This is a genomic window from Sphingorhabdus sp. (genome assembly GCF_040079335.1).
GTDB lineage: Bacteria > Pseudomonadota > Alphaproteobacteria > Sphingomonadales > Sphingomonadaceae > Sphingorhabdus_B.
On the sequence record NZ_JBEBKL010000004.1, the window covers coordinates 79,640 to 99,293 of the forward strand.

The following is a 19,654-nucleotide window of genomic DNA, read 5'->3' on the forward strand; positions in this document are numbered from 1 at the left end:
ATGGGTCCGTAAGCCGACCAGGCGTCCAGGTTCGCGACGCGCGAGAAAGTGGCATCTGGCAGCAATGCGCCCCCACGCCGCCGAAACGCGGGTTCGATCCTCTTAGGTGTCACCAAGAAGATCAAACTCTCAATTTGTTGTTCTGTTCTTTTTGTCAGATATCCGTTGATTATGTCCAAGCGGATGTGGGCGGATGCGTCGCTAAGCTTCCGTTCATAAAAACTGCTGCCTACGAACTGCCCTTGCGCGTCCCGCCCAAAATCGTGCCTCGATAGAAACATTGACTTACGGCGGTCATCTTTGCCAACGTTATGTTGGGGGGAAGCTGTCCGTGCGGAATTACCTCACCGGGTCAATGCCCCATCGACATGCCTCCGCTTCGCTTAGGACGCGGTGCCAGCCAAATCAGGGCCGCAGCGATGAGCAAGATCGCGGATGTCGTCCAAAAGATATGAATTACAGACAGTGTCGTAGCCTCCGCCTCAACCATATTGCTGAACATTTGAAGCACCGCGTCGGGTGAGAAGCCCAGCCCCGAAATTGAGCCGCCCGCCGCGCCTGGTTCCAAAACGGCGATGATATCGCTGCGCGCCGCGCGTTGGGTGTCACCCCAATAAGTCAATGAAGCCGAAGTGGCAAAAGCCGTTGCGATCGTCCGCATGAAACTCTGGAGACCGGCAGCAGATGCGACCTCATCTTCGTTCACGGTGTTTAGCGTCAGGTTGATGATCGGCAACATGAAGAACGTCATGCCCAGCCCCAGGAAAAATTGCGGTAGGGTCAGCGTCCAGAAACCGCTGTCGCTGGTCCAAAACGTCCGAGTCAGCCCAATAACCGCCAGCCAAACGATTCCAGCGGAAACCAGGGCGCGGGGGTCGTACCGCGCCATCAGCATTACGACAATCGGCGCAGTCAATAGCCCGCCGATAGCTGTGAATGACGACGAAAAGCCGGCCTGTGTTGCGGTGTAGCCAAGCCAGGCCTGTTGCCATTGGGGGATGATCACGAAACCGGCAAAATAGGCTCCGAAGCCAATCGCGAGGACAGCAAGGCTGATGCTTAACCCCCGGTGTCGCAAGACACGCAGGTCGACCACCGGATGATCCTCGGTGAGTTCCCAGACGACAAAGATGAGAAACGCGATTGCAGACGTGATCGCCAGGGCGACGATCAGCGGATCTCCGAACCAGTCATGGTTGCGGCCAATGTCGAGGATGATCTGCAGACAGCCGACCCAGACAACCAGCAGGACGAGCCCGATAATATCGATCGGAAGCACCTGACGGTCGGTTTCAACCCGACGAAGCAGAACAGCGCAAGCGAAAGCCGCGAGGACAGCGATGGGCACGTTGATGAGGAATATCCAGTGCCAGGACCAGTTGTCCGTAAGCCAGCCTCCAATGATCGGTCCAAGCGCAGGACCCAGGAGCAGGGTCATCGCCCACATTCCCATCGCAATATTCTGTTGTTCAGGTGGAAAGACCCGCAGTAATAAGGTTTGCGACATTGGCATCAGAAAGGCACCGAAAACGCCTTGGCCGATGCGGCAGATAACGAGCATTTCGATTGAAACCGACAGCCCGCAGAGCATCGAGAACAATCCGAACCCAGCCATGCTGAGCAGAAAGGTTTGGACCGACCCGAACCGTCCCGCGATCCATCCGGTCAAGGGTACGCAGATCGCTTCCGCGACAGCGTAAGAGGTAATGACCCAGGCGCCCTGCTCCAAGGTGACGCCGAGCCCGCCCGCGATGCTCGGAATCGACACGTTGGCAATCGTCAGGTCGAGGATCACCATGAAGTTCGCAAAGGCCAGGGTCAGCCCGGCGATGAGCCGAAGCGAAGGCGGAAAACCTGCCGAAGCCTGTGCAGCACCGTTCATCTGCGCTCAGTCTCCCGACACGTCGATTTCGACGTCCATCGACAAGCCGACCCGCAGAGGATGTTGCTTCAACTCGTCAGGTCTCAGCTCGATCCTGACGGGCAGCCGCTGGACCACCTTGATCCAGTTGCCGGTCGCATTCTGCGCCGGGATCACCGCCATCGACGAGCCGGTGCCGCCGGAAAAGCCGGCAACTCTGCCGTGGTAGGTCACGCTCGATCTATAGATGGCAGCAGTCAACGTCACGGGCATGCCCAGGCGCACCCGGTGTAACTGCCCTTCCTTGAAATTGGCATCGACATAGACATTGGCCAGCGGGACAATTGTCATGATCGTCTGGCCCGGGTTGAGGCGCTGCCCGACCTGGACCTGCAAGCGACTGACGACGCCGTCGATCGGCGCGCGAATTTCGGTCCGGTCGAGATTGAGTTGCGCAGCATCGCGCTTGGCCATTGCGGCCAGGACGGCAGGATCGGTATCTTCGCTCAGGCCGCGCACCAACGCATCGTTGGCGGCAAACTGGCCTTGGGTCGCACGCCTCGACGATCCGGCTTGCGCAATCACGCCGCGTGCGGCGTCAAGCGCAGCGAGCGTGGTTGCGTAAGCCTTGCGAGCCTGGGTCACTTCCTCGCCCGAGACGGCTCCGCTGGCTGCAACGGTTTCTCTGCGGCGCAGATCGATCTTTGCCTTTTCATGTTCGGCCAATGCCATTCGGTATTGCGCCTGCGCCTGCACCAGGCCCGCACTCGATGTATCGACTTGCGCAGCCAGCGCTGTGTTGTTGGCAAGAGTCTGGCGAAAGCGGCGGCGAGTTGCCGCCAAATCCGCGTCTGCCTGTGCCAGAACAATTCGAGCGTCAGCCTTGTCGAGCCTGACGAGCACGTCACCGGCTTTCACCAGCTGGGTTTCCTTGACCAGAACCTCGACTGCGGGAGCGGCAATCAGCGGTGTCACCTGCGCCATTTGCGCATTCACATAGGCGTTGTCGGTGCTGACGTAGTTGCGCGCAACCAGCACATACCAGATGCCCCAGCCCAGCGCGATCAGCGCCAGCACCACGGCAAGCCGCCGTAGCCACAGCTTGCGTGCGGCCTTTCTCGCTTCCGACAGGGCAGGATCGACGGGAGGGATTTCGCTCGTGGCTTCGTTCATGATCCTGCCGGTTCCTTGGATGTCTTGGCCTCTGTTCCGAAGCCGCCGCCAAGCGCCCGGATCAACGCCAGGGTCGCTCCGCGCTCGTAGATTTCAAGGTCTACCACCGCAAGTTGCAGCTCATGCAAGCCGGCTTCGCTGTTAAGCACGTCAAGATAGCTCGCCAGCCCCGCCTGGTAGCGCGTGCGCAACAGCGCCTGTGCATCTTCGTTTGCTGACAGCGCAGAGCGGGCTGCGGCAAGCCGTCTGTCGGCGGCGTCGCGCTGGGTGACCGCATCCGCGACTTGCTGGTAGGCGCTGATCACCGTCTGGTTATAGACGGCGACAGCCTCGTCATATCCGGCCTGGGCGCTGCCATATTCCGCCTTCAAAGCACCGCCCTGGAAGATCGGCAGGCTGATCGCCGGTCCAACGGACCCGAATTTTGATGAGGTATCGATTAGATTGCCAAGGCCGATCGCCTGCAGACCGATCAATGCGCGCAGGTTTATAGACGGGAAGAACCCAGCGCGCGCTACCTTGACCCGGCTCGCTGCCGCTTCGACCCGTTCGCGGGCGGCAACAATGTCGGGACGCCTGCCAAGCAGTTCGGTGGTTACGCCTTCGGGAAGACCCGCAGGAGTCGAAGGAATAGGTAGTGGACGCGTGATCGCCAGGCCGCGATCCGGTCCCGCGCCAACTAGCGCCGCCAGCTGGTTGCGCCGCAGCCCGATGCTCTCATCTGCAGCGGCCAGATTGCCTTCGGCGCGCGCGACCTCGGCATCGGCCCGGCGCAGGCTGACGCGGTTGTCGAGCCCGTTGCGCTCGCGCTGTGCAATTAGCTCGCGGGTGGCGTGGCGATTGGCCAGAAGCGCCTCGGCCATGTCTCGCTCGCTGTAGTAACGCCCAAGCTCGGCATATGCGGCGGTGATCGCAACCGAAAGGACTAGCCGTGCCTGGGCCGCATCGACCACGGCCGCGCGTGCTTCCGAAGTCGCAGCGGCATGGGCGGCGCGATTGCGCCCCCACAAATCGGGATCGAAGCCGAAAGTCAGCGAGACTTGACCGTAATCCTTCCAGCCATCGGGGAGGAACTCGGCGGGAATACCCGTGTTACCGCTCTGCCGCCGGACACCGGCCTCGCCGTCCACACCGATGGAGGGCAGCCGGCCCGCGCCGACGCGCTGTGCTTCGGCCTCGGCGCGTCTGATCCGGGCCGTGGCCACGGCGACCTGCGGGGAGTTCGCCAGCCCTTCCTCGATCAGCGCCGTCAGTTGCGGATCGCCGGCAAGCCGCCACCACTGATCCGGTGGCCAGACAGCGTCACCCCGCGCAGCAAGGGTCTGCGACGACCCGATGCTGTCGGCGGTCTGCATAACAGGCTTGATGCCGGATTTTGGCACCGGAACGCAGCCGGCGAGCGCCAGGATCGCCGAGGCCGGCAGGAGCAATCGGCGGTTAGGCGACATAGGCCCCCCTGCCGCTGGCGAGCAACCGCCCATCCGTGTCCTCGATCCGGGTCTCTGCGACGCTCAACTGCTTGCCGAGCTTGACCACCCGGCCAATTGCACGGAGCGGACCCGTGGTCGCCGGGCGGTGAAAATCGACGCGCATGTCGGCGGTGGCGCGTGCCGAGCCGCCCAGCGCATTGATCGCATAGAGTCCAGTAAGATCGATCAGGGCGGAGAGGATACCGCCGTGCGCCGATCCGATCATCGGGTTGGAGACGATTTCATCCCGCCACGGCATTTCGAGGATCAACTCGTCAGCGGTCACTGCGACAATATCCAGCCCGAGCCAGCGATGGAACGGGGCGACCAGCAGCAATTCGCGCAAGGCCTCCAGTTGTGGAAACGATGGCTTGTGGGTCATTCTCCCCCCTTTCGAGCATGGGTGCGGATCAGGAAATCCACGACTGTTTCGCCAAAGAGGTCGTTTTGGTCGCCGACGACCATATGCGTTGCATCAACAATATCGCTGTATTCTGCATGGGGAACCAACTCGCGGAAATGGGCCACGGCCTCCGGCGAGACGAGATCGCTCGATCCACCGCGGACAAGATGAACAGGAAGGGTCAGCCTTCGCGCAGCTTCGCTGAGTTCTACCCTGCCATAGCCACGATCCTCGCTTTGATCTTCGTCCTGGCGCATGACCCCAGTCACAAATGCAGGATCCCAGTGCCAGTAATAGCGACCATCCGCCTTTTGCCGCAGGTAACGCGCCAAGCCGGGCGAAGCGCTACGGCTTGGACGATTGGGAAGATATTCGGAAATCACGCGCGCCGCTTCGTCAGGTGAGGCGAACCCCTCGCCAGCATGGGTTGCCATAAAGCCTATCACGCGCGCGACACCGCCAGCATCCAGTTGCGGGGTGACATCGACCAAAGTTAGCGATGCAAATAGGTTCGGGCCGAGTTCGCCTTCGGCCAGGATCCCCGCAAGGCCGCCCAGCGAAGCACCAACCAATGCAGGCTTGCGATCCATTGCGCTGGCAATGGCAGCCAAATCGCCAGCAAAGTCGGCAATCGCATATGCCCCGTCTGGGGCCCATGCACTATCGCCATGGCCGCGCAGGTCGAGGGCAATCGCCCGAAACCCGTTTTCCGCCAGGAGATTCGCAATCCTCTTCCATGCCCATCGCGTCTGGCCACCACCGTGCGCCAGCAAGACCGGCGTTCCCCCGTCAGGACCTTCGGCGCTGGCAGCGATTCTGTGCCCACAGTGGCCAACAAGTGTCAGATCAGAAAACATGCTTATCTCTTACTGTAATACTTTTTACAGTAAAGACTTTTCATGCATCGCCAGATGCGTTAGCTGTCGTTTCCATGGGAAATACAGCGCCAGGCAAGGGTTATCTCACCGAGGCAGACGATCTCGTTTTCTTGCTCGAGGAGGTGCCGCGCAAGCTGCGAAAGCTCTTCGACGCAAGTACAGTCAAATTCGGCCTGTCCCGCACCCAGTGGCGCGCGCTTGGATATATCTACCGGACCCCCGGCCTCACCCAGACCGAACTGGCTAAGCACCTCGAAATGGAACGAGCCAGTGTCGGGCACGTGATCGACCAGCTGGAAAAAGCCGCCTTCGTCGAGCGCCGCTCCGCCGAAGGCAACCGCAGAATCTGGGCGCTGCACCTGCTTCCCAAGGCGATCGAAATTCTCCCTTCGCTGCGCACGGCAGCCGACAGGATCTACGAACGGGTCCTGACCGGGATTTCCGAAGAAGAGGCGGACATCGTCAAGGACATGCTCGCGATCATGTCCTCGAACCTTGAAGATTGAAGCCAGGAAGCCGGGCCCCGACGGAGCTCGAAGGTCAACAGCGTAGTTCTTTGAATCAGGCGCCGAGCGTCCTCAGCGGCTGCGAAACGGAGCCATAGCCTGCGTCGGGCGGTATCACCAGAACACGCTCGCCATTCTCGATCGAGACCTCGGGTAGCACCGTTACCAGCCTGCGTTGCCTTGCGCGGGAAAGGCAATCTTGCGCGCTTTCCGCCTCGGCGAGCAGCCTCAGGTTCATCAAGGTGGGAAAGATGATGGTACGTTCGCCCACAGCCGCCAATCGGATCGCCTCGGACGGCGAGATCCATTCCGCATCGACGGTCTCGCGCCCATCACACGCCGCGACTTGTCCCGGTGGAGCGCTCATGGCGTAGAACCAGGTGTCGAACCGCTTGGGCATCATGGTTGGGGTAATCCACCGAGCGAAGATGGCGAGCTCGTCCAGCCTGAGGTGGACACCCAGTTCGCGAATGACATCGATGAAAGCGACCTTGCCAGCATCGACGGCGCTTCTCACCGACGCGTCGCACGGGTCCTCGAAAGGTGTGCCTTGGGCGGTCTGCGCCAACAGAATACCGGTTTCCTCGAACGCCTCGCGGATCGCCCCGATCCGCAAAGTTCGCTGCACCGGATCCAGTTCGTCCCATCCAATTGCATGCTCGGCCCAGCGCTCGTCGGTGTCGCCGCCATGCGTCTTTCCCCCGGGGAAAACCAGGGCGCCGGACGCAAAGTCGATCTGGTGGTGGCGCTTGACCATCAGGACCTGGAATTCGGGCTGATCACGTACCAGAAGCACCGTCGCTGCGGGCTTCGGCTCGGGAATCTGAGGTGCATTGGTCATGTCTGTCTCCCTGGCTTTAGCTGCATCGACACCCTTTGGCGCGCTCACAATTCCGTTGATGCCGTTCTGCGGATCCTGCTCGAAGGTACATTTTTCATCAGCACCGTCTTCAATCAGTCACCTGTGGACCAGTCTTCGATGACAGCGCGCAAGGCAGCGGTGAAGGCCAGGGGCTGGTCGAGCATCAAATGATGTCGCGCTTCGGGAACCGCGATGATCGGGATGTCCTCCCCTCCCAGTTCACGCAGGTACTGGCGTGAATCCCGCGTAAAGAGCTGGCTCTTCTCGCCATGGATAATCGCCTTCCGACCGGTTGCGGCGATCAGGCGCGGGCCAATCTCAAGCCACAAGCGTTGTGAATTGTCGCGCTTGAATACTGCGGGTGAGAACTTCCAGGTCCAGTTGATCCCTTCGCGGCGCAGCGCATGATAAGCCATGTAATCCATCAGAAACGGTTCCCCCACCGGCTGAGGCGGGGACAACACATACCGTGCGCGGGCATTCGGGTAGTCGGGATAGCGGCGATGGGGCCGGTTGGGATCGCCCGAGCCGGGGCTGGTACGGCCATTGCTCTTATACTTTTCCAGCTCCGACGGGCGGAGCACCATCATGTCGCAGATCACGGCTCCGCCAAAAGTGGCCGGGGCAAGTTCGAGAGCCTCCAGCGCCACTGCCGAGCCGAAACTGTGGGCGGCCACGATGGGTTTGCGGGCATGGCCGAGAAGGCCCAAGGCTTCGGCAACCCCGATCATCTCGCGGCCGCGCGCCGCCATGTCGCAGTCCGCGCGCACATCACTGTCACCCATGCCGGAAAGGTCATAAGCGACCACGTGGTAATCGCGGGCGAGAAACGGGGCGACAAAGGCGAAGCAGCGGGCGTGCGAAAGGAAGCCATGGGTCATCAGCACCGGCGGCGCGGCCGGATTGCCCCAACGGAAGTAATGCATGCGCACGCCATCAACGGTTACGATGCCTTCCTCGCGCGGAACAGCCAGGGCCTCAGCAAACCAGCCCGGCAGGACGGACGGGTCAGGCGCCCATTCCGGCGTGATGTCGGATGTGGTCACGTTCATCAGTCGTAGTCCCCCGTTCATGCCAGCGTGAAGCCGCGGTACCCGTCCGCTGCCACTTCGTTAGAGATCGTCGCGAAGCCAACTACGCTGGGATAATTGAGCAACTGCCGCGGTTTGCCCGGAATATTGTCGCCCATGTACCAGGACTTTGCCCGGGGAAAGAGCGTCATAGTCCCGATCGCAGCAACGCTCTCGGTCCATTCGCGCTCCGCGTCTATTTCCGCCTCGAAACGCGTGAAGTTGTCTTCGCGCAGCTTCACCAGAAGGTCGCGGACCCAATCACCCTGGATTTCTGCCGCGGTCGGACCGTTGGAAAAGCCTGAAGGACTGAGCGGTCCGTAAAGATAGGCCATGTTGGGAAAGCCGTGCACGGCATAGCCGAGATAGGCGGTCACTTCGTCATGCCAGGCAGCGGTCAGGCTGCGACCGTCCCGCCCCCTGATCTCGATTTGCGTGAGCCCGCCGCGTCCGGCGTCGAAGCCGGTGGCAAACACGATCAGCTCGCATTCGATCAACCCATCGGCGGTTTCGATCCCCTCGGGCACGATCCGCTGAATCGGCGAGCGCGAGAGATCGACCAGCGCGACATTTTTCTGGGCGAAGATCTCGTAATAGTTCCGCTCGAGCGAGGGACGCTTGGTTCCGAAGGGGTGCGGCGGCTCGCTAGGTGCCAGCGTCTCGTGCAAGGCCGGATTGGCGATCCGCGCCCTGGTTTTGTCGCGCCAAAAATCGTAGGCGTGGCGGTTGGCACGCTCGTCGGTCAGCAGATCGGCGAAATTGGCGTACCAGAAACGCAGACCACCGGCCTGCCACTGCTTCTCGAACAAGTGGTGCCGTTCTTCCTCGTCGACTTCGAGCGCGGAGGCGTCGACCCTGCCCGTATCGAAGCCGCCGGCAGTCTGGAGACGGGCGGCAAAGATCGCCGGGTAATCTGCTTTCTCCCGCTCCTGCTGCTCAGCAGTCAGCGATTCCTGCCGCATCGGCAGCGCGAGAATCGGGGTGCGCTGTAGCAAGGTGACCTGGGCCGCTTCTGCTGCGGCTTCCTGCGCCACCTGGACACCGCTGGCTCCCGTGCCGATGATCGCCACCTTGCGCCCGGCCATGGACAGCCCTTGCTGCGGCCAGTGGGCCGTGTGGTGCCATTCGCCCGCAAAGGTCTCCAGTCCGGCGATTTCGGGCACATAGGCCTTTGCGGCAAACCCGAGACAGGGCAGCAGGTAGCGCGCCGTGATCGTTTCGCCTCCGCCGGTCGTGACCCGCCACTTGCGCTGGCCTTCATTCCACTCAGCGCCCGCTATGCGTGTTCCCATGGTCATATGGGGCCAGAGTCCAAGTCGGTCGCAGACATGGCGGAAATAGGCGCGCAGCTCGCGCCATCCGGGATAACGTTCGCTCCAGGTCCAGTCGCGCCACAGTTCTGGCAGCGAAAGTTCGTACAGCGGCACCTGCGAATCGACGCGCGCGCCGGGGTAGCAATTCCAGTACCAGATGCCGCCCGGCTCTTCGGCCGCATCGATCAGCCTGGCGTCGAAGCCGGCCTCGCGCAGGCGGTGAAGCAGATAGACCCCGCTGAAGCCTGCGCCAACGATCAGCGCCTCGCAGTCACTGTTGGCTTCGCCGCTCACGCCGCCCCGCCCTGGCGCATCGCGAAGTCTCTTACTGCGGCGTAGTCGGCCTTGCCGTTCGACGCGCGCAGCGCGATACCGGCCCGATAGACAGCCTTGGGGGTCTTGTAACCGGCCAGCTGCTGGCGAACATGGGCCTTGAGCCCGGCCTCGTCGAGCGCGGCATCGTCCTCCAGGCGAACCACTGCGGTCACGGCCTGGCCCCATTTTTCGTCAGGCACGCCCACGACCAGGGCATCTATCACGGACGGGTGGGTCTTGAGCGCTTCCTCGACTTCTTCGGGATAGACCTTTTCCCCGGCGGTGTTGATGCAAACGCTGCCCCGGCCGAGCAGGGTCAGGCTGCCGTCAGCCTCCACCCTGCACCAGTCGCCGGGGATCGAGTAGCGCACGCCGCCGATGGTCCGGAACGTTTTCGCAGACTTTTCCGGATCCTTGTAATAGCCCATCGGTATGGCGCCCTTGCGGGCGATGAAGCCGGCGACGCCGCTGCCCGCTTCCACCTTGGTGTCTTGTTCGTCGAACACGTCGCAATGCTCGCCGATCATGAATTTGGCGGTCTGGACGGATCCCTGCGCGGTGGCCACCGACAGGCCATAACCAAGCCCCTCGGATGCGCCGAAGGCGTCCATCAACGCGACCTGCGGAATGTGCCGGATCAGCCCGTCCTTGACCTCTCGGCTCCACATGACCCCTGACGAGAGGATCGAAATAAGACTCGAGGTGTCGTAACGCCCCGGCGCGTTGTCGAGCGCGGTGAGCATCGGCTTGGCGAAGGCATCGCCGACGATCGCGATCGACTGCACCCGGTGTTTCTCGACGGCGCGCCATAACTCATCCGCGTCGAACGACGGACTATCGAGCGTCACGATGCAGCCTCCCCCCATCATCGTGCCCAGGGCAGAGAGAAGACCGGTTCCATGCATCATCGGACAGGCGGAAAGGAATACCCGGCCCGGTCCGTCCGCGCGGATCATCTCGACGGTTTCGTCCATGTCCTGCGGCGCCGGACCAAGCAAGCCAGCGGAATCGAGTTGCGCCCGCCGCAGGTTATCGTGGCGCCACATCACCCCCTTGGGCATGCCGGTGGTGCCGCCGGTGTAGATGAACAGCATGTCGCCGGGCGAACGGGCTATGCCCAGCGGCGAACCGTCGCCTTGCGCCGCCAGCGTCTCGTAAGGTTCGGCAAACGGTGCGATCGCCCCCGGATCGCCTATTTCTACAAAGATCCGGGCCTTGCCTAGCCGGTCCTTTAATTCGACAATGCAATCGCGGAATTCGCTACTGTAGATGATCGCCTCGGCATCGGAATCTTCGAAGATGTAAAGCACCTCGTCCGGATTGTAGCGGTAGTTGATATTGACGTGAGTCAACCGGGCCTTGAAGCAGGCGGCCATTGACTCGCCGTATTCCGGTCGGTTGCGCATATAGAAGGCCACTTTGGCACCTGGCTCGATTCCCCTGGCGCGCAGCGCGCGGGCAAGATTGTTGGACCGAGCGGCCATTTCCGACCAGGTGATCTGCCGGTCCCCATGGATCAGCGCCGGGGCATCGAGAGGAAGCGCCGGTTCGATCGCATCCAGTATGTCGCCGAAATTCCACTCGGTCATCTTCTTATCTCCCGACCCGTCGTTCTATGTAGTTGCGGTCAATCCCTGAAGCTGCGCTGCTTCGAACCGGACTCGCTCCGGTCCGCCAAACACCTGGCGGTCGAAGCCGATCCGCTTGAACCAGAAGTGCAGGCCAAGCAGGTCAGTAAAGCCCATCCCGCCGTGCACCTCTGTCGCGGTTCGCGCCACGAAGCGGTGGACCTCACCAGTGAGCGATTTTGCGTGGCAGGCCACAAGCGCCGCCGCCTCGGGAACGGCGTCGAAGGCGTGCGCGGCATACCACACCAGAGCGCGGCACGGTTCGTGCCGAGCGGCCATTTCTGCGCACATATGCTTGACCGCTTGGAAGCTGCCGATGACCCGCCCGAACTGCTCGCGCTCTCCGGCATAGGCGACCGCCTTCTCGATCATCACCTCGCCCGCCCCGAGACTGTCCGCTGCAAGCAAGACCCGCCCAGCGTCGCGCAGCCGCCGCGCTGCCAGGCCGCCATCGTCGGCAAGGGGTTCGGCCGGTGCGCCGGTCAGCCGCAACTCGCCGACGCTGCGGGTTGCGTCGATGGTCTGCAAGGCGATCCGTTCAACCCCGGTCGCCGTTGCGGCAAGCAGATGAAGCCTCCCTGAATCATCGGCGACAATGAAATGGTCTGCCCCCGCAAGGTCGAGCGCGAACAGCGCGGTGCCGGTCAGCCTGCCGTCACCGGCCCTGACCTTCGCGCCATCGCGCTCCTCGACGATGCCCCCGATCGCAACGCCAAAACGCACTTCGCCGGAAGCTATCCGGGGCAGCCATTCGTCCTGCTGCGCCTCCGAACCCGCCAGCATCAGCGCCAGCGGGGCGAGCACGCTGCGCGCCAGGAACGGCGCGGGAGCCACTGCCCGGCCAAGCTGCTCGGCCGCCACCGCCGCATCGAGCAGTGTCATCCCAAGCCCGCCATGCGCTTCGGGTACCATCAGGCCGGTCAGCCCGATATCATGGAGCGCAGCCGCGACCTGGTCGCTGACCGCACTGCCCGCATCCAAGCAGGAGCGCACGTGATCGAGCGGGCAGATTTCCGAGAGGCAGCGTCCGACCGTGTCCCTGAGCATTTCCTGTTCGGGTGAAAGACCGAAATCCATCAGGCGACTTCCTTCCGGCTCTGGGCGGCGTCGAGCGCAAGTCGCGGTTCGCGCGGCATGTTGAGGCCGCGCTCGGCGATGATGTTCTTCTGGATCTGCGCGGTGCCGCCGCCGATGATAAGCCCCAGCTGGAACATGTAGTTCCATTGCCAGTTGCCGCCTTCGCGTTCGCGCGGGCTGCCGCCATACAGGATGCCTAGTTCGCCCATGGCGTCGATCGCAAGAGCCGAGATCTGGTGCGCCAGTTCGCAGCTCTGCAGCTTGACGATCAGTTTGGCCATGCCTCCCGGATCGCCCTTGAGCTGGTTGGAAAGCACGCGCATCCCGTTGTATTTCATCGCCGCGACTTCCGCCTGCAGGGCAACAAGACGGTCGCGCAGCACGGGATTGTCAATCGCGCGAGCGCATCCGACCTGCTCCTCCTGCATCAGCCTGATCAGCGCCAGCAGGCGGCTTTCAAGCGCATCGGGATCGCCCAGCATCCCGCGTTCGTGGCCGAGCGTCGCATTGGCGACGAACCAGCCCTGGCCGCGCTGGCCGACGATCTGATCGACCGGCACCCGCACGTCGGTGAAGAACGTCTCGTTGAATTCAGCGTGCCCGGTCATCGTCTTGAGCGGGCGGACCTCGATCCCCGGCAGGTCCATCGAGAAGATCAGATAGGAAATGCCCGCGTGCTTGGGTGCCTCGGTCTCGGTCCGCACCAGGCAGAAGATCATGTCGGCCTGCCGCGCGGTGCTGGTCCAGATCTTCTGTCCATTGATCACGAAGTGGCCGTTTTCCTCGCGGGCGCTGGTGCGCAGACTGGCCAGATCGGAGCCCGCGCCGGGTTCTGAATAGCCCTGACACCAGACGATCTCACCGCGCAGGGTGGGTTCGATCCAGCGGCGCTTCTGCTCCTCGGTGCCGAGTTCGAGCAGGGTCGGAACCAGCATCGAGATGCCCTGGTTCGACAGCCCGCCAGGCACGGAGGCACGGACGAACTCCTCGGCGATGATCCGCGCTTCCAGGATGTTGGGCGCGGCGCCGTAGCCGCCATATTCGCGCGGAATGGTCCGCGCGGTGTAGCCACGTTCCAGCAGCAGGTTCTGCCAGACGACCGCTTCGGCCGTCGGGCGCGCTGCACGCTGGGCCGGTTCCGGGGCGCGGTGGCCATTGCGGGTCAGAAAATCGCGCACTTCGGCGCGGAAGCGCTCGTATTCAGGGCCATATTCGAGGTTCATGGCGCGTGTTCTCCACTCGCAGCCGGCCGGAACACCGGCAGCCGAAAATCGTCCCCCAGCGGCTCGAAGGTCAGTTCGACCGGCATGTCGAGTTCGATCCGATCCACAGTGCATTCGATCAGCCGGGTCGCCATGCGCACCCCTTCCTCCAGCTCGACCAAGGCCGCAATGAACGGGATTTCGTGGGCAAATGCCGGGTGCAGGGCCTGGTGCGTGACGGTCCATGAGAACAAGGTGCCCCTACCGGTGCTGGGCTGCCAGGCGAACTCGGGAGAACCGCAGCGGGCGCACATGTAGCGCGGCAGATGGCGCCAGGTGCCGCAGGAGGAACAGCGCTGGAAATGCAGCTGGCCATCCTGGCACAGCCGCCAGAATTCCTGCTCTACGGGGTCCTGCGGACGCGGCCGCGGCTTGGCTGGCCGGGTCTGCGCATCAGGCCGCTGCTTGGGAGGAAGTTCTGCATCGTGGCTCATGTGAACCTCCGCAAGATGGCGATGCTGCCGTCGCCCAGATCGCCCCAGCCGGTGACCAGGCCGGTCTGGGCGTTTTCGACCTGCCGATCGCCGCAGTCGTGGCGCAGCTGGCGGACCGCCTCGACCACATGGTTGAGGCCCCAGACATGCGCTTCGCTGAGCAACCCGCCGTGGGTGTTGAGCGGATAGCGCCCGCCAAGTTCGATCTGTCCGTCCCTTACGAAATCGAGCTGCCCGCCCGGCTCGCAGTAACCCAGCGCTTCCAGCTGCAGCAGTACCACGTAGGTAAAACAGTCGTAGATCTGCAGGAAGTCCATGTCCTCACGGGTCACTCCGGCCATCGCGAAAGCTTTCGGAGCGGCGTAGGAAAGCCCGATCTTGAACGGATCGGGACGCGAGGGAATGTCGTCGGCCGGATATGGGTGCCCTTCCGCCGCCCCGGCAATCGTCACCGGCACGTGGGGCATGTCGCGCGCCTTGTCGATCCCCGAGACCACCACAGCGCAGGCTCCGTCGGTTTCAAGACAACAGTCGTAAAGCCGGAAGGGCTCGGAAATCCAGCGTGATGTGGCGTAGGTATCCCAGTCGAGCGGGCGACCGTAGGTGAAGGCCTTGGGGTTTAGCTGGGCGTGCTTGCGACAGGCCAGCGCCACCGCGCCCATCGCCTCCGGTCCAACCCCGTAAAGCCGGGAGTGGCGGGTCGCCAGCCAAGCATACATCTGCACCGGCAGAAAAACGCCATAGGGAATGTAATAGCCCTGGATCGTGTTGGTCAGCGTGGTCATGTTCATCGACCGGGTCGGCGGCGCGCCGGGCTTGGGGCGCAGCGCGGAAAACCCGTTCCAACCAAGGGTGACAAGGACATGGTCGCACAGGCCCGCAGCGATAGCCATGGCCGCGTTTTGCAACGCAGTCGTCGGACTGGCACCGCCCATGTGGACCGTCGCGGCATAGCGCAACACATCGATCCCCAGGTTGGCGGCCAACTCCTCGGACGTCGTATAAATCGGCGGCGGGATCATGCCGTCGATGTCGCCCGGTTTCAGTCCCGCGTCGGCGATCGCGCGGCGCGAGGCCTCCAGCATCATGTCGACCGCGCTGCGTTCGGTGCCCTTGACGAAATCGGTTTCGCCAATTCCGGTAATTGCGGCTTTGTCGGAAAATCCGGTCATGCGCCTCGCCCCCGCATCAGCGGAAACGGCTGGCAAGCGCGAGTGCGCGTTCGGCTTCAGAAACCAGGTCGGCCATTACTTCGGCGGCAGGGCGCACCGCGTGGATCAGGCCGATCCCCTGTCCGGCGAAGCCAGGCAGGATATCCTTGCGCCTGGCCTGGATGCCTGCGGCCATAACCGGGCCGGAGATCATCGACTGATAAGGCATGGGCAGCGGTTCCTTGCCGGCCGCAACCCAGGCGTCAGCCCATTTGTTGCGGATCATCCGCGCCGGTTTGCCGGTGATCGACCGGCTGACCACGGTATCGGCATCTCCGCCATCGACGATCGCCTCCTTCTGGAAGTCCTCGATCCCCGCCTCCTCGGTGGCAAGGAACGCCGTGCCGACCCAGGCGCCTTCCGCGCCCAGCATGAAGGCAGCGGCCACCCCGCGTCCGTCGGAAATGCCGCCTGCGCCCAGCACCGGCACCCGGTCGCCCACGGCATCGACCACCTGCGGGATCAGCGATATTGTCCCGATCGGTGAATTGTGTCCGCCGCCGTCGTGGCCCTGGGCGACGATCACATCGACACCGCTTTCGACCACCTGCTGCGCGTGCTTGACCTTGCCGATCACCGCCATGACGACCGTCCCGTTGGCATGGAGCCGGTCCATCCACGGGCCGGGATTTCCAAGGCCAGCCGCATAGACCGCCACCTTCTCCTCGATCACCACTTCCATCTGCGCTTCGAAGAACTCTTTTGAGAACAACGGCGGACCGCCCTCGGCATCGCGCCCGCCAATCGCGCGCCTTACTGCCTCGCCATCTGCCCTAGCCAATCCTTCGCGGGCCATGAAATCCTCGGCGAACTCGCGGTATTCGGCCGCCAGCGCCATCGGATCGGCGAGCGCGGCGCCGCTTTGCGGAGGCTTGCCCCGGCGCACCGAAGCCGGCAGCAGGGTATCGACCCCAAACGGCTTGTCGGTCAGTTCGCGGGTCTGGCGAATCCATTCCCGCAGTCGCTCGGGCGCGCAGGCTGCGGCGCCCAGGACGCCAAGCCCGCCAGCATTGGAAACCGCAGCCGCCAGCGCCGGAACGCTTGCCCCACCCATGCCGGCGAGGACGATCGGGTATTCAATCTTCAGCAAGTCGCAAATGCGGCTGTTCAAAGCCATTGTCTCTCTCCTTCAAGTTTCCCGGCTTGCGTCCCCCCAGCGGACCTTTTGCGCGAGCAGATCGGGACTGCGCTCTGCCAGATAGCGGGTAGATCCATCGATCAGCCGTTCCATCTGGCGCCGGGCACCCACAGCGTCGCGCATCCGCACGGCGTGAAGCACGCGGCCGAGGCACCTCAACTGGGCGTCGCGCTCCTGTACCGAATAGCCCAGACCCACTGACATGCTGCGGGTCAACAGGTGCAAAGCGGAGACCAGCAGACCGAAGGCCGGGTTTCCGCTGGCCCAGCCCAGAAGATCGTGAAATCGCCGATTGGTTTCCTCGAATCCCGGTCCGTCGCGCTCACGCTCGAGTTGTGCCAGGCAATCCTCGAGCGCGGCAAGATCGGCAACGGTAGCCATCTCCGCAGCCCGCGCCGCAACCATCGGGGCAACCGCCTCGCGCAGTTCGAGCAGCGCCCGAAGGTCGGTATCCATGAATTGCAAAACCAGCGCCATCGAGCTGGCGAAATCTGCGGTCTGCGGACGGGTGATAACCGGTCCGCCGCCCCGACCCGGAGCGAGATGGATCACACCCTGCAATTCGAGAAAACGCAGCGCCTCGCGCAGCGTGGCGCGCGCCACATCGTAGCGTGCCAGCATGGCATGCTCGTGGGGAAGCCGATCACCCGGCCCCTGCGCGTTACTCTCGATGTCTTCGACAATCTCGCGGGCAAGCAACAGGGCGCGCTTGGCCTTGATCTGAACAAAGCTTGCGGCGGGTACCGCCGGGCGGACAGGGTTGTGACCGGATCGCATCATATTCTGATAAGAATTAATCAAAACGCTGTCAACACGCACCCCTATATCAACCTATATCGACGATTGCCAATCAATCCCTTATACTATTTATTGACACATCGGCGATTCGCCCTTATCCAGCCCAAAGCAGACTGTGCTGAGGGAGGCGATCATGGCCACACAGGCAATTCCAACCGATCTGGACGAGGCCGAGCTTGCCCGGGCTGTGGCCAACATACCTATTGAGGAAATCGACGTTTCTCGCCCGAGCCTGTTCCAGAGCGACAAGGTCGGGGCCTTTTTCGAGCGGCTGCGGCGTGAGGACCCGGTCCACTATTGCGCCGAAAGCGCCTACGGACCCTACTGGTCGATCACCAGATACAACGACATCATGGCGGTCGATACCAACCACAAGGCGTTTTCATCCGAAGCCAAGCTCGGCGGGATTGCGATCCAGGACATGCACAGTGACCAGAGCAATCTCGAGCTCGAGATGTTCATCGCGATGGACCAGCCCAAGCACGACGCGCAGCGCAAGGCGGTCACTCCGGCAGTGGCGCCGTCGAACCTGCTGCTGCTCGAACCCGTAATCCGCGAACGTGCCGGTGCGATTCTTGATTCGCTGCCAGTCGGTGAGGAGATCGACTGGGTCCAGAGCGTTTCGGTCGAATTGACCACCATGACGCTGGCAACCCTGTTCGATTTTCCCTGGGATGAGCGGGCACGCCTGACCCGCTGGTCCGATGTCACGACCGCGATACCGGGGGCAGGAATAGTCGACACCTTCGAGCAGCGCCGCGAAGAGCTTATCGAGTGTGCGATGTATTTCAAAGGGCTCTGGGACCAGCGGATCGACCAGCCGGGAGGTAACGATCTGATCTCGATGATGGCGAATTCGCGCGCCACGCGCGAAATGCCGTTCCTCGAATTCCTGGGCAACCTGCTGCTTCTGATCGTGGGCGGAAACGACACTACCCGCAATTCGATCAGCGGCGGGGTTCTCGCGCTGAACCGGCATCCCGATCAGTATGACAAGTTGCGGCACGACCCCGCCTTGATCGGCAGCATGGTTCCCGAAATCATACGCTGGCAGACCCCGCTCACCCACATGCGTCGAACCGCGCTGGAAGACAGCGAGATCGGCGGAAAGCGCATCGCCAAGGGTGCCAAAGTCGTCATGTGGTATCTTTCGGGCAACCGCGACGAAACGGTGATCGACCGGCCCGAGGAGTTCATCATCGACCGGAAGAACCCGCGCCAACACCTTTCGTTCGGCTACGGCATCCATCGCTGCATGGGCAACCGCCTGGCCGAATTGCAGCTTCGGATCATCTGGGAAGAAATCCAGAAGCGCTTCCACTTCGTGGAGGTCGTTGGCGAGCCCGAGCGACTGCTGTCAAACCTTGTTCGCGGCATCACCCGCCTGCCGGTCAAACTTCACGCGCACTGATTTCCGCGCCAAAGGAAAGTTGCAGTTCTATGGTCAAGGTCACCTTTGTTGCCCATGATGGTCGCCGGTTTCCCGTTGAAATCGCATCCGGTATGACGGCGCGCGAAGCGGCACTGTTCAACGATGTCCCGGGAATCGACGGCGATTGTGGTGGCCAGTGCGCTTGTGCCACATGTCATGTCCATGTCGATCCAACATGGATCGACCGGGTCGGATGCCTTGCCGATGGCAGTATGGAGGCCGATTTGCTTCAGTTTGCCGAGGGAACCACGGATGAAAGCCGGCTGGCTTGCCAGATCACGCTTGATAATCGGCTTGACGGGCTTGTCCTCCATGTCCCGGAGCAGCAGTACTGACGGCGCGGTTATGGCGAGAACTAGGTGTGCCGAATACACCGCATCGGGCGGTGATATCGCTAGTTCCAGAACAGCCAACGAGTCTTGGATTGGCGAGGCAGGCCGCCTAAAATTTCGGGTTTCGTCCGTCGATGTGGCGTGATTTTGGCGCTGGCCAGGGGTTATCGTCAGGCGGCTTTTGCAGTGATTTGTAGGTGCGGATCTTCCTCCTCGATCATGAGTTGATTGAGCTCCGCCATGCCCTCGACCTGCATCTAGTGGTGCAGGAGCTGCCACTCATCATTCTGTTCCAGCAGGACTGCACCGACGAGGCGGATGATGCTGTTCTCGTTGGGGAAGATGCCGATGATATCGGCCGCCGCTTGACCTCCTTGTTGAGGCGCTCAAGAGAAATCTTGGAGTGCAACTTCGTGCGATGCTGGGTGGGGAACCTGGTGCAGGGCCATGTCGGAGGGAAGCGACTGGTGCGGCGAATTCCAGACCGGAGAC

Annotated in this window: 18 protein-coding genes and 1 pseudogene; 3 read left to right on the plus strand and 16 right to left on the minus strand. The window is 62.5% G+C overall.

Annotated elements, in window-relative coordinates; translation table 11 throughout:
- Window positions 1–352 precede the first annotated feature (352 nt).
- The 5 genes from ABL922_RS02600 to ABL922_RS02620 are packed head-to-tail and all read right to left on the minus strand — an operon-like array spanning window position 353 to window position 5,763.
- Window positions 353–1,882 (minus strand): DHA2 family efflux MFS transporter permease subunit, encoded by a 1,530-nt coding sequence (locus ABL922_RS02600; protein WP_349022643.1) that lies wholly within the window; start codon window positions 1,880–1,882, stop codon window positions 353–355.
- A 6-nt stretch (window positions 1,883–1,888) separates the two neighbouring features.
- The gene (locus tag ABL922_RS02605) at window positions 1,889–3,034 is read right to left on the minus strand and encodes an EmrA/EmrK family multidrug efflux transporter periplasmic adaptor subunit (RefSeq protein ID WP_349022644.1); all 1,146 of its coding nucleotides are present in this window, start codon (window positions 3,032–3,034) and stop codon (window positions 1,889–1,891) included.
- Window positions 3,031–4,482 (minus strand): efflux transporter outer membrane subunit, encoded by a 1,452-nt coding sequence (locus ABL922_RS02610; RefSeq protein ID WP_349022645.1) that lies wholly within the window; start codon window positions 4,480–4,482, stop codon window positions 3,031–3,033. The genes ABL922_RS02605 and ABL922_RS02610 overlap by 4 nt, the downstream gene beginning before the upstream one ends.
- Window positions 4,472–4,885, minus strand: coding sequence for a hotdog fold thioesterase (locus tag ABL922_RS02615; protein WP_349022646.1), 414 nt, complete (start codon window positions 4,883–4,885; stop codon window positions 4,472–4,474). The genes ABL922_RS02610 and ABL922_RS02615 overlap by 11 nt, the downstream gene beginning before the upstream one ends.
- The gene (locus tag ABL922_RS02620) at window positions 4,882–5,763 is read right to left on the minus strand and encodes an alpha/beta hydrolase (protein ID WP_349022647.1); all 882 of its coding nucleotides are present in this window, start codon (window positions 5,761–5,763) and stop codon (window positions 4,882–4,884) included. The genes ABL922_RS02615 and ABL922_RS02620 overlap by 4 nt, the downstream gene beginning before the upstream one ends.
- 74 nt (window positions 5,764–5,837) lie before the next feature.
- Here ABL922_RS02620 and ABL922_RS02625 point away from each other — a divergent pair, with 74 nt between their 5' ends.
- The gene (locus ABL922_RS02625; RefSeq protein WP_349022648.1) at window positions 5,838–6,290 is read left to right on the plus strand and encodes a MarR family transcriptional regulator; all 453 of its coding nucleotides are present in this window, start codon (window positions 5,838–5,840) and stop codon (window positions 6,288–6,290) included.
- Between the two features lie 55 nt (window positions 6,291–6,345).
- Here the strand turns inward: ABL922_RS02625 and ABL922_RS02630 are convergent, their stop codons facing one another.
- The 10 genes from ABL922_RS02630 to ABL922_RS02675 all read right to left on the minus strand — a co-directional run bounded on the left by ABL922_RS02630 (window position 6,346) and on the right by ABL922_RS02675 (window position 17,380).
- Window positions 6,346–7,131, minus strand: coding sequence for a hypothetical protein (locus ABL922_RS02630; protein WP_349022649.1), 786 nt, complete (start codon window positions 7,129–7,131; stop codon window positions 6,346–6,348).
- Between the two features lie 113 nt (window positions 7,132–7,244).
- Complete coding sequence (locus ABL922_RS02635; RefSeq protein ID WP_349022650.1) at window positions 7,245–8,204, minus strand: alpha/beta hydrolase; 960 nt, start codon at window positions 8,202–8,204, stop codon at window positions 7,245–7,247.
- Between the two features lie 17 nt (window positions 8,205–8,221).
- Window positions 8,222–9,829 (minus strand): NAD(P)/FAD-dependent oxidoreductase, encoded by a 1,608-nt coding sequence (locus tag ABL922_RS02640; RefSeq protein WP_349022651.1) that lies wholly within the window; start codon window positions 9,827–9,829, stop codon window positions 8,222–8,224.
- Window positions 9,826–11,439: an acyl-CoA synthetase gene (locus ABL922_RS02645; RefSeq protein WP_349022652.1), complete on the minus strand. Its 1,614-nt coding sequence runs from the start codon at window positions 11,437–11,439 to the stop codon at window positions 9,826–9,828. The genes ABL922_RS02640 and ABL922_RS02645 overlap by 4 nt, the downstream gene beginning before the upstream one ends.
- Window positions 11,440–11,463: 24 nt before the next feature.
- Window positions 11,464–12,555, minus strand: a complete 1,092-nt coding sequence (locus ABL922_RS02650; RefSeq protein WP_349022653.1) for an acyl-CoA dehydrogenase family protein — start codon at window positions 12,553–12,555, stop codon at window positions 11,464–11,466.
- Window positions 12,555–13,778, minus strand: coding sequence for an acyl-CoA dehydrogenase family protein (locus tag ABL922_RS02655; protein WP_349022654.1), 1,224 nt, complete (start codon window positions 13,776–13,778; stop codon window positions 12,555–12,557). Before ABL922_RS02655 ends, ABL922_RS02650 begins: the two co-directional genes overlap by 1 nt.
- The gene (locus ABL922_RS02660) at window positions 13,775–14,251 is read right to left on the minus strand and encodes an OB-fold domain-containing protein (RefSeq protein ID WP_349022655.1); all 477 of its coding nucleotides are present in this window, start codon (window positions 14,249–14,251) and stop codon (window positions 13,775–13,777) included. Before ABL922_RS02660 ends, ABL922_RS02655 begins: the two co-directional genes overlap by 4 nt.
- Window positions 14,248–15,423, minus strand: a complete 1,176-nt coding sequence (locus ABL922_RS02665) for a transporter (protein ID WP_349022656.1) — start codon at window positions 15,421–15,423, stop codon at window positions 14,248–14,250. The genes ABL922_RS02660 and ABL922_RS02665 overlap by 4 nt, the downstream gene beginning before the upstream one ends.
- A 16-nt stretch (window positions 15,424–15,439) precedes the next feature.
- Window positions 15,440–16,579: a nitronate monooxygenase gene (locus ABL922_RS02670; protein WP_349022657.1), complete on the minus strand. Its 1,140-nt coding sequence runs from the start codon at window positions 16,577–16,579 to the stop codon at window positions 15,440–15,442.
- Between the two features lie 12 nt (window positions 16,580–16,591).
- Window positions 16,592–17,380, minus strand: a complete 789-nt coding sequence (locus ABL922_RS02675) for an FCD domain-containing protein (protein WP_349022658.1) — start codon at window positions 17,378–17,380, stop codon at window positions 16,592–16,594.
- Window positions 17,381–17,531: 151 nt separating this feature from the next.
- Between ABL922_RS02675 and ABL922_RS02680 the strand changes: the two genes are divergently transcribed.
- Together ABL922_RS02680 and ABL922_RS02685 are read left to right on the plus strand one after the other, a co-directional pair.
- Window positions 17,532–18,809, plus strand: a complete 1,278-nt coding sequence (locus tag ABL922_RS02680) for a cytochrome P450 (RefSeq protein ID WP_349022659.1) — start codon at window positions 17,532–17,534, stop codon at window positions 18,807–18,809.
- A gap of 29 nt (window positions 18,810–18,838) precedes the next feature.
- A complete protein-coding gene (locus ABL922_RS02685; RefSeq protein WP_349022660.1) occupies window positions 18,839–19,165 on the plus strand; it encodes a 2Fe-2S iron-sulfur cluster-binding protein in 327 nt (108 codons plus the stop codon).
- Between the two features lie 167 nt (window positions 19,166–19,332).
- Here ABL922_RS02685 and ABL922_RS02690 read toward each other — a convergent pair.
- Window positions 19,333–19,595: pseudogene (locus ABL922_RS02690) on the minus strand (transposase); the annotation flags it as partial.
- Window positions 19,596–19,654 lie beyond the last annotated feature (59 nt).

What these genes read in the sequence shown, in the direction of transcription:
- ABL922_RS02600 (WP_349022643.1), bottom strand. Translation starts at nt 1,882, where the DNA reads ATGAACGGTGCTGCACAGGCTTCGGCAGGTTTTCCGCCTTCGCTTCGG.
- ABL922_RS02605 (WP_349022644.1), bottom strand. Translation starts at nt 3,034, where the DNA reads ATGAACGAAGCCACGAGCGAAATCCCTCCCGTCGATCCTGCCCTGTCG.
- ABL922_RS02610 (WP_349022645.1), bottom strand. Translation starts at nt 4,482, where the DNA reads ATGTCGCCTAACCGCCGATTGCTCCTGCCGGCCTCGGCGATCCTGGCG.
- ABL922_RS02615 (WP_349022646.1), bottom strand. Translation starts at nt 4,885, where the DNA reads ATGACCCACAAGCCATCGTTTCCACAACTGGAGGCCTTGCGCGAATTG.
- ABL922_RS02620 (WP_349022647.1), bottom strand. Translation starts at nt 5,763, where the DNA reads ATGTTTTCTGATCTGACACTTGTTGGCCACTGTGGGCACAGAATCGCT.
- ABL922_RS02625 (WP_349022648.1), top strand. Translation starts at nt 5,838, where the DNA reads ATGGGAAATACAGCGCCAGGCAAGGGTTATCTCACCGAGGCAGACGAT.
- ABL922_RS02630 (WP_349022649.1), bottom strand. Translation starts at nt 7,131, where the DNA reads ATGACCAATGCACCTCAGATTCCCGAGCCGAAGCCCGCAGCGACGGTG.
- ABL922_RS02635 (WP_349022650.1), bottom strand. Translation starts at nt 8,204, where the DNA reads ATGAACGTGACCACATCCGACATCACGCCGGAATGGGCGCCTGACCCG.
- ABL922_RS02645 (WP_349022652.1), bottom strand. Translation starts at nt 11,439, where the DNA reads ATGACCGAGTGGAATTTCGGCGACATACTGGATGCGATCGAACCGGCG.
- ABL922_RS02650 (WP_349022653.1), bottom strand. Translation starts at nt 12,555, where the DNA reads ATGGATTTCGGTCTTTCACCCGAACAGGAAATGCTCAGGGACACGGTC.
- ABL922_RS02655 (WP_349022654.1), bottom strand. Translation starts at nt 13,778, where the DNA reads ATGAACCTCGAATATGGCCCTGAATACGAGCGCTTCCGCGCCGAAGTG.
- ABL922_RS02660 (WP_349022655.1), bottom strand. Translation starts at nt 14,251, where the DNA reads ATGAGCCACGATGCAGAACTTCCTCCCAAGCAGCGGCCTGATGCGCAG.
- ABL922_RS02665 (WP_349022656.1), bottom strand. Translation starts at nt 15,423, where the DNA reads ATGACCGGATTTTCCGACAAAGCCGCAATTACCGGAATTGGCGAAACC.
- ABL922_RS02670 (WP_349022657.1), bottom strand. Translation starts at nt 16,579, where the DNA reads ATGGCTTTGAACAGCCGCATTTGCGACTTGCTGAAGATTGAATACCCG.
- ABL922_RS02675 (WP_349022658.1), bottom strand. Translation starts at nt 17,380, where the DNA reads ATGATGCGATCCGGTCACAACCCTGTCCGCCCGGCGGTACCCGCCGCA.
- ABL922_RS02680 (WP_349022659.1), top strand. Translation starts at nt 17,532, where the DNA reads ATGGCCACACAGGCAATTCCAACCGATCTGGACGAGGCCGAGCTTGCC.
- ABL922_RS02685 (WP_349022660.1), top strand. Translation starts at nt 18,839, where the DNA reads ATGGTCAAGGTCACCTTTGTTGCCCATGATGGTCGCCGGTTTCCCGTT.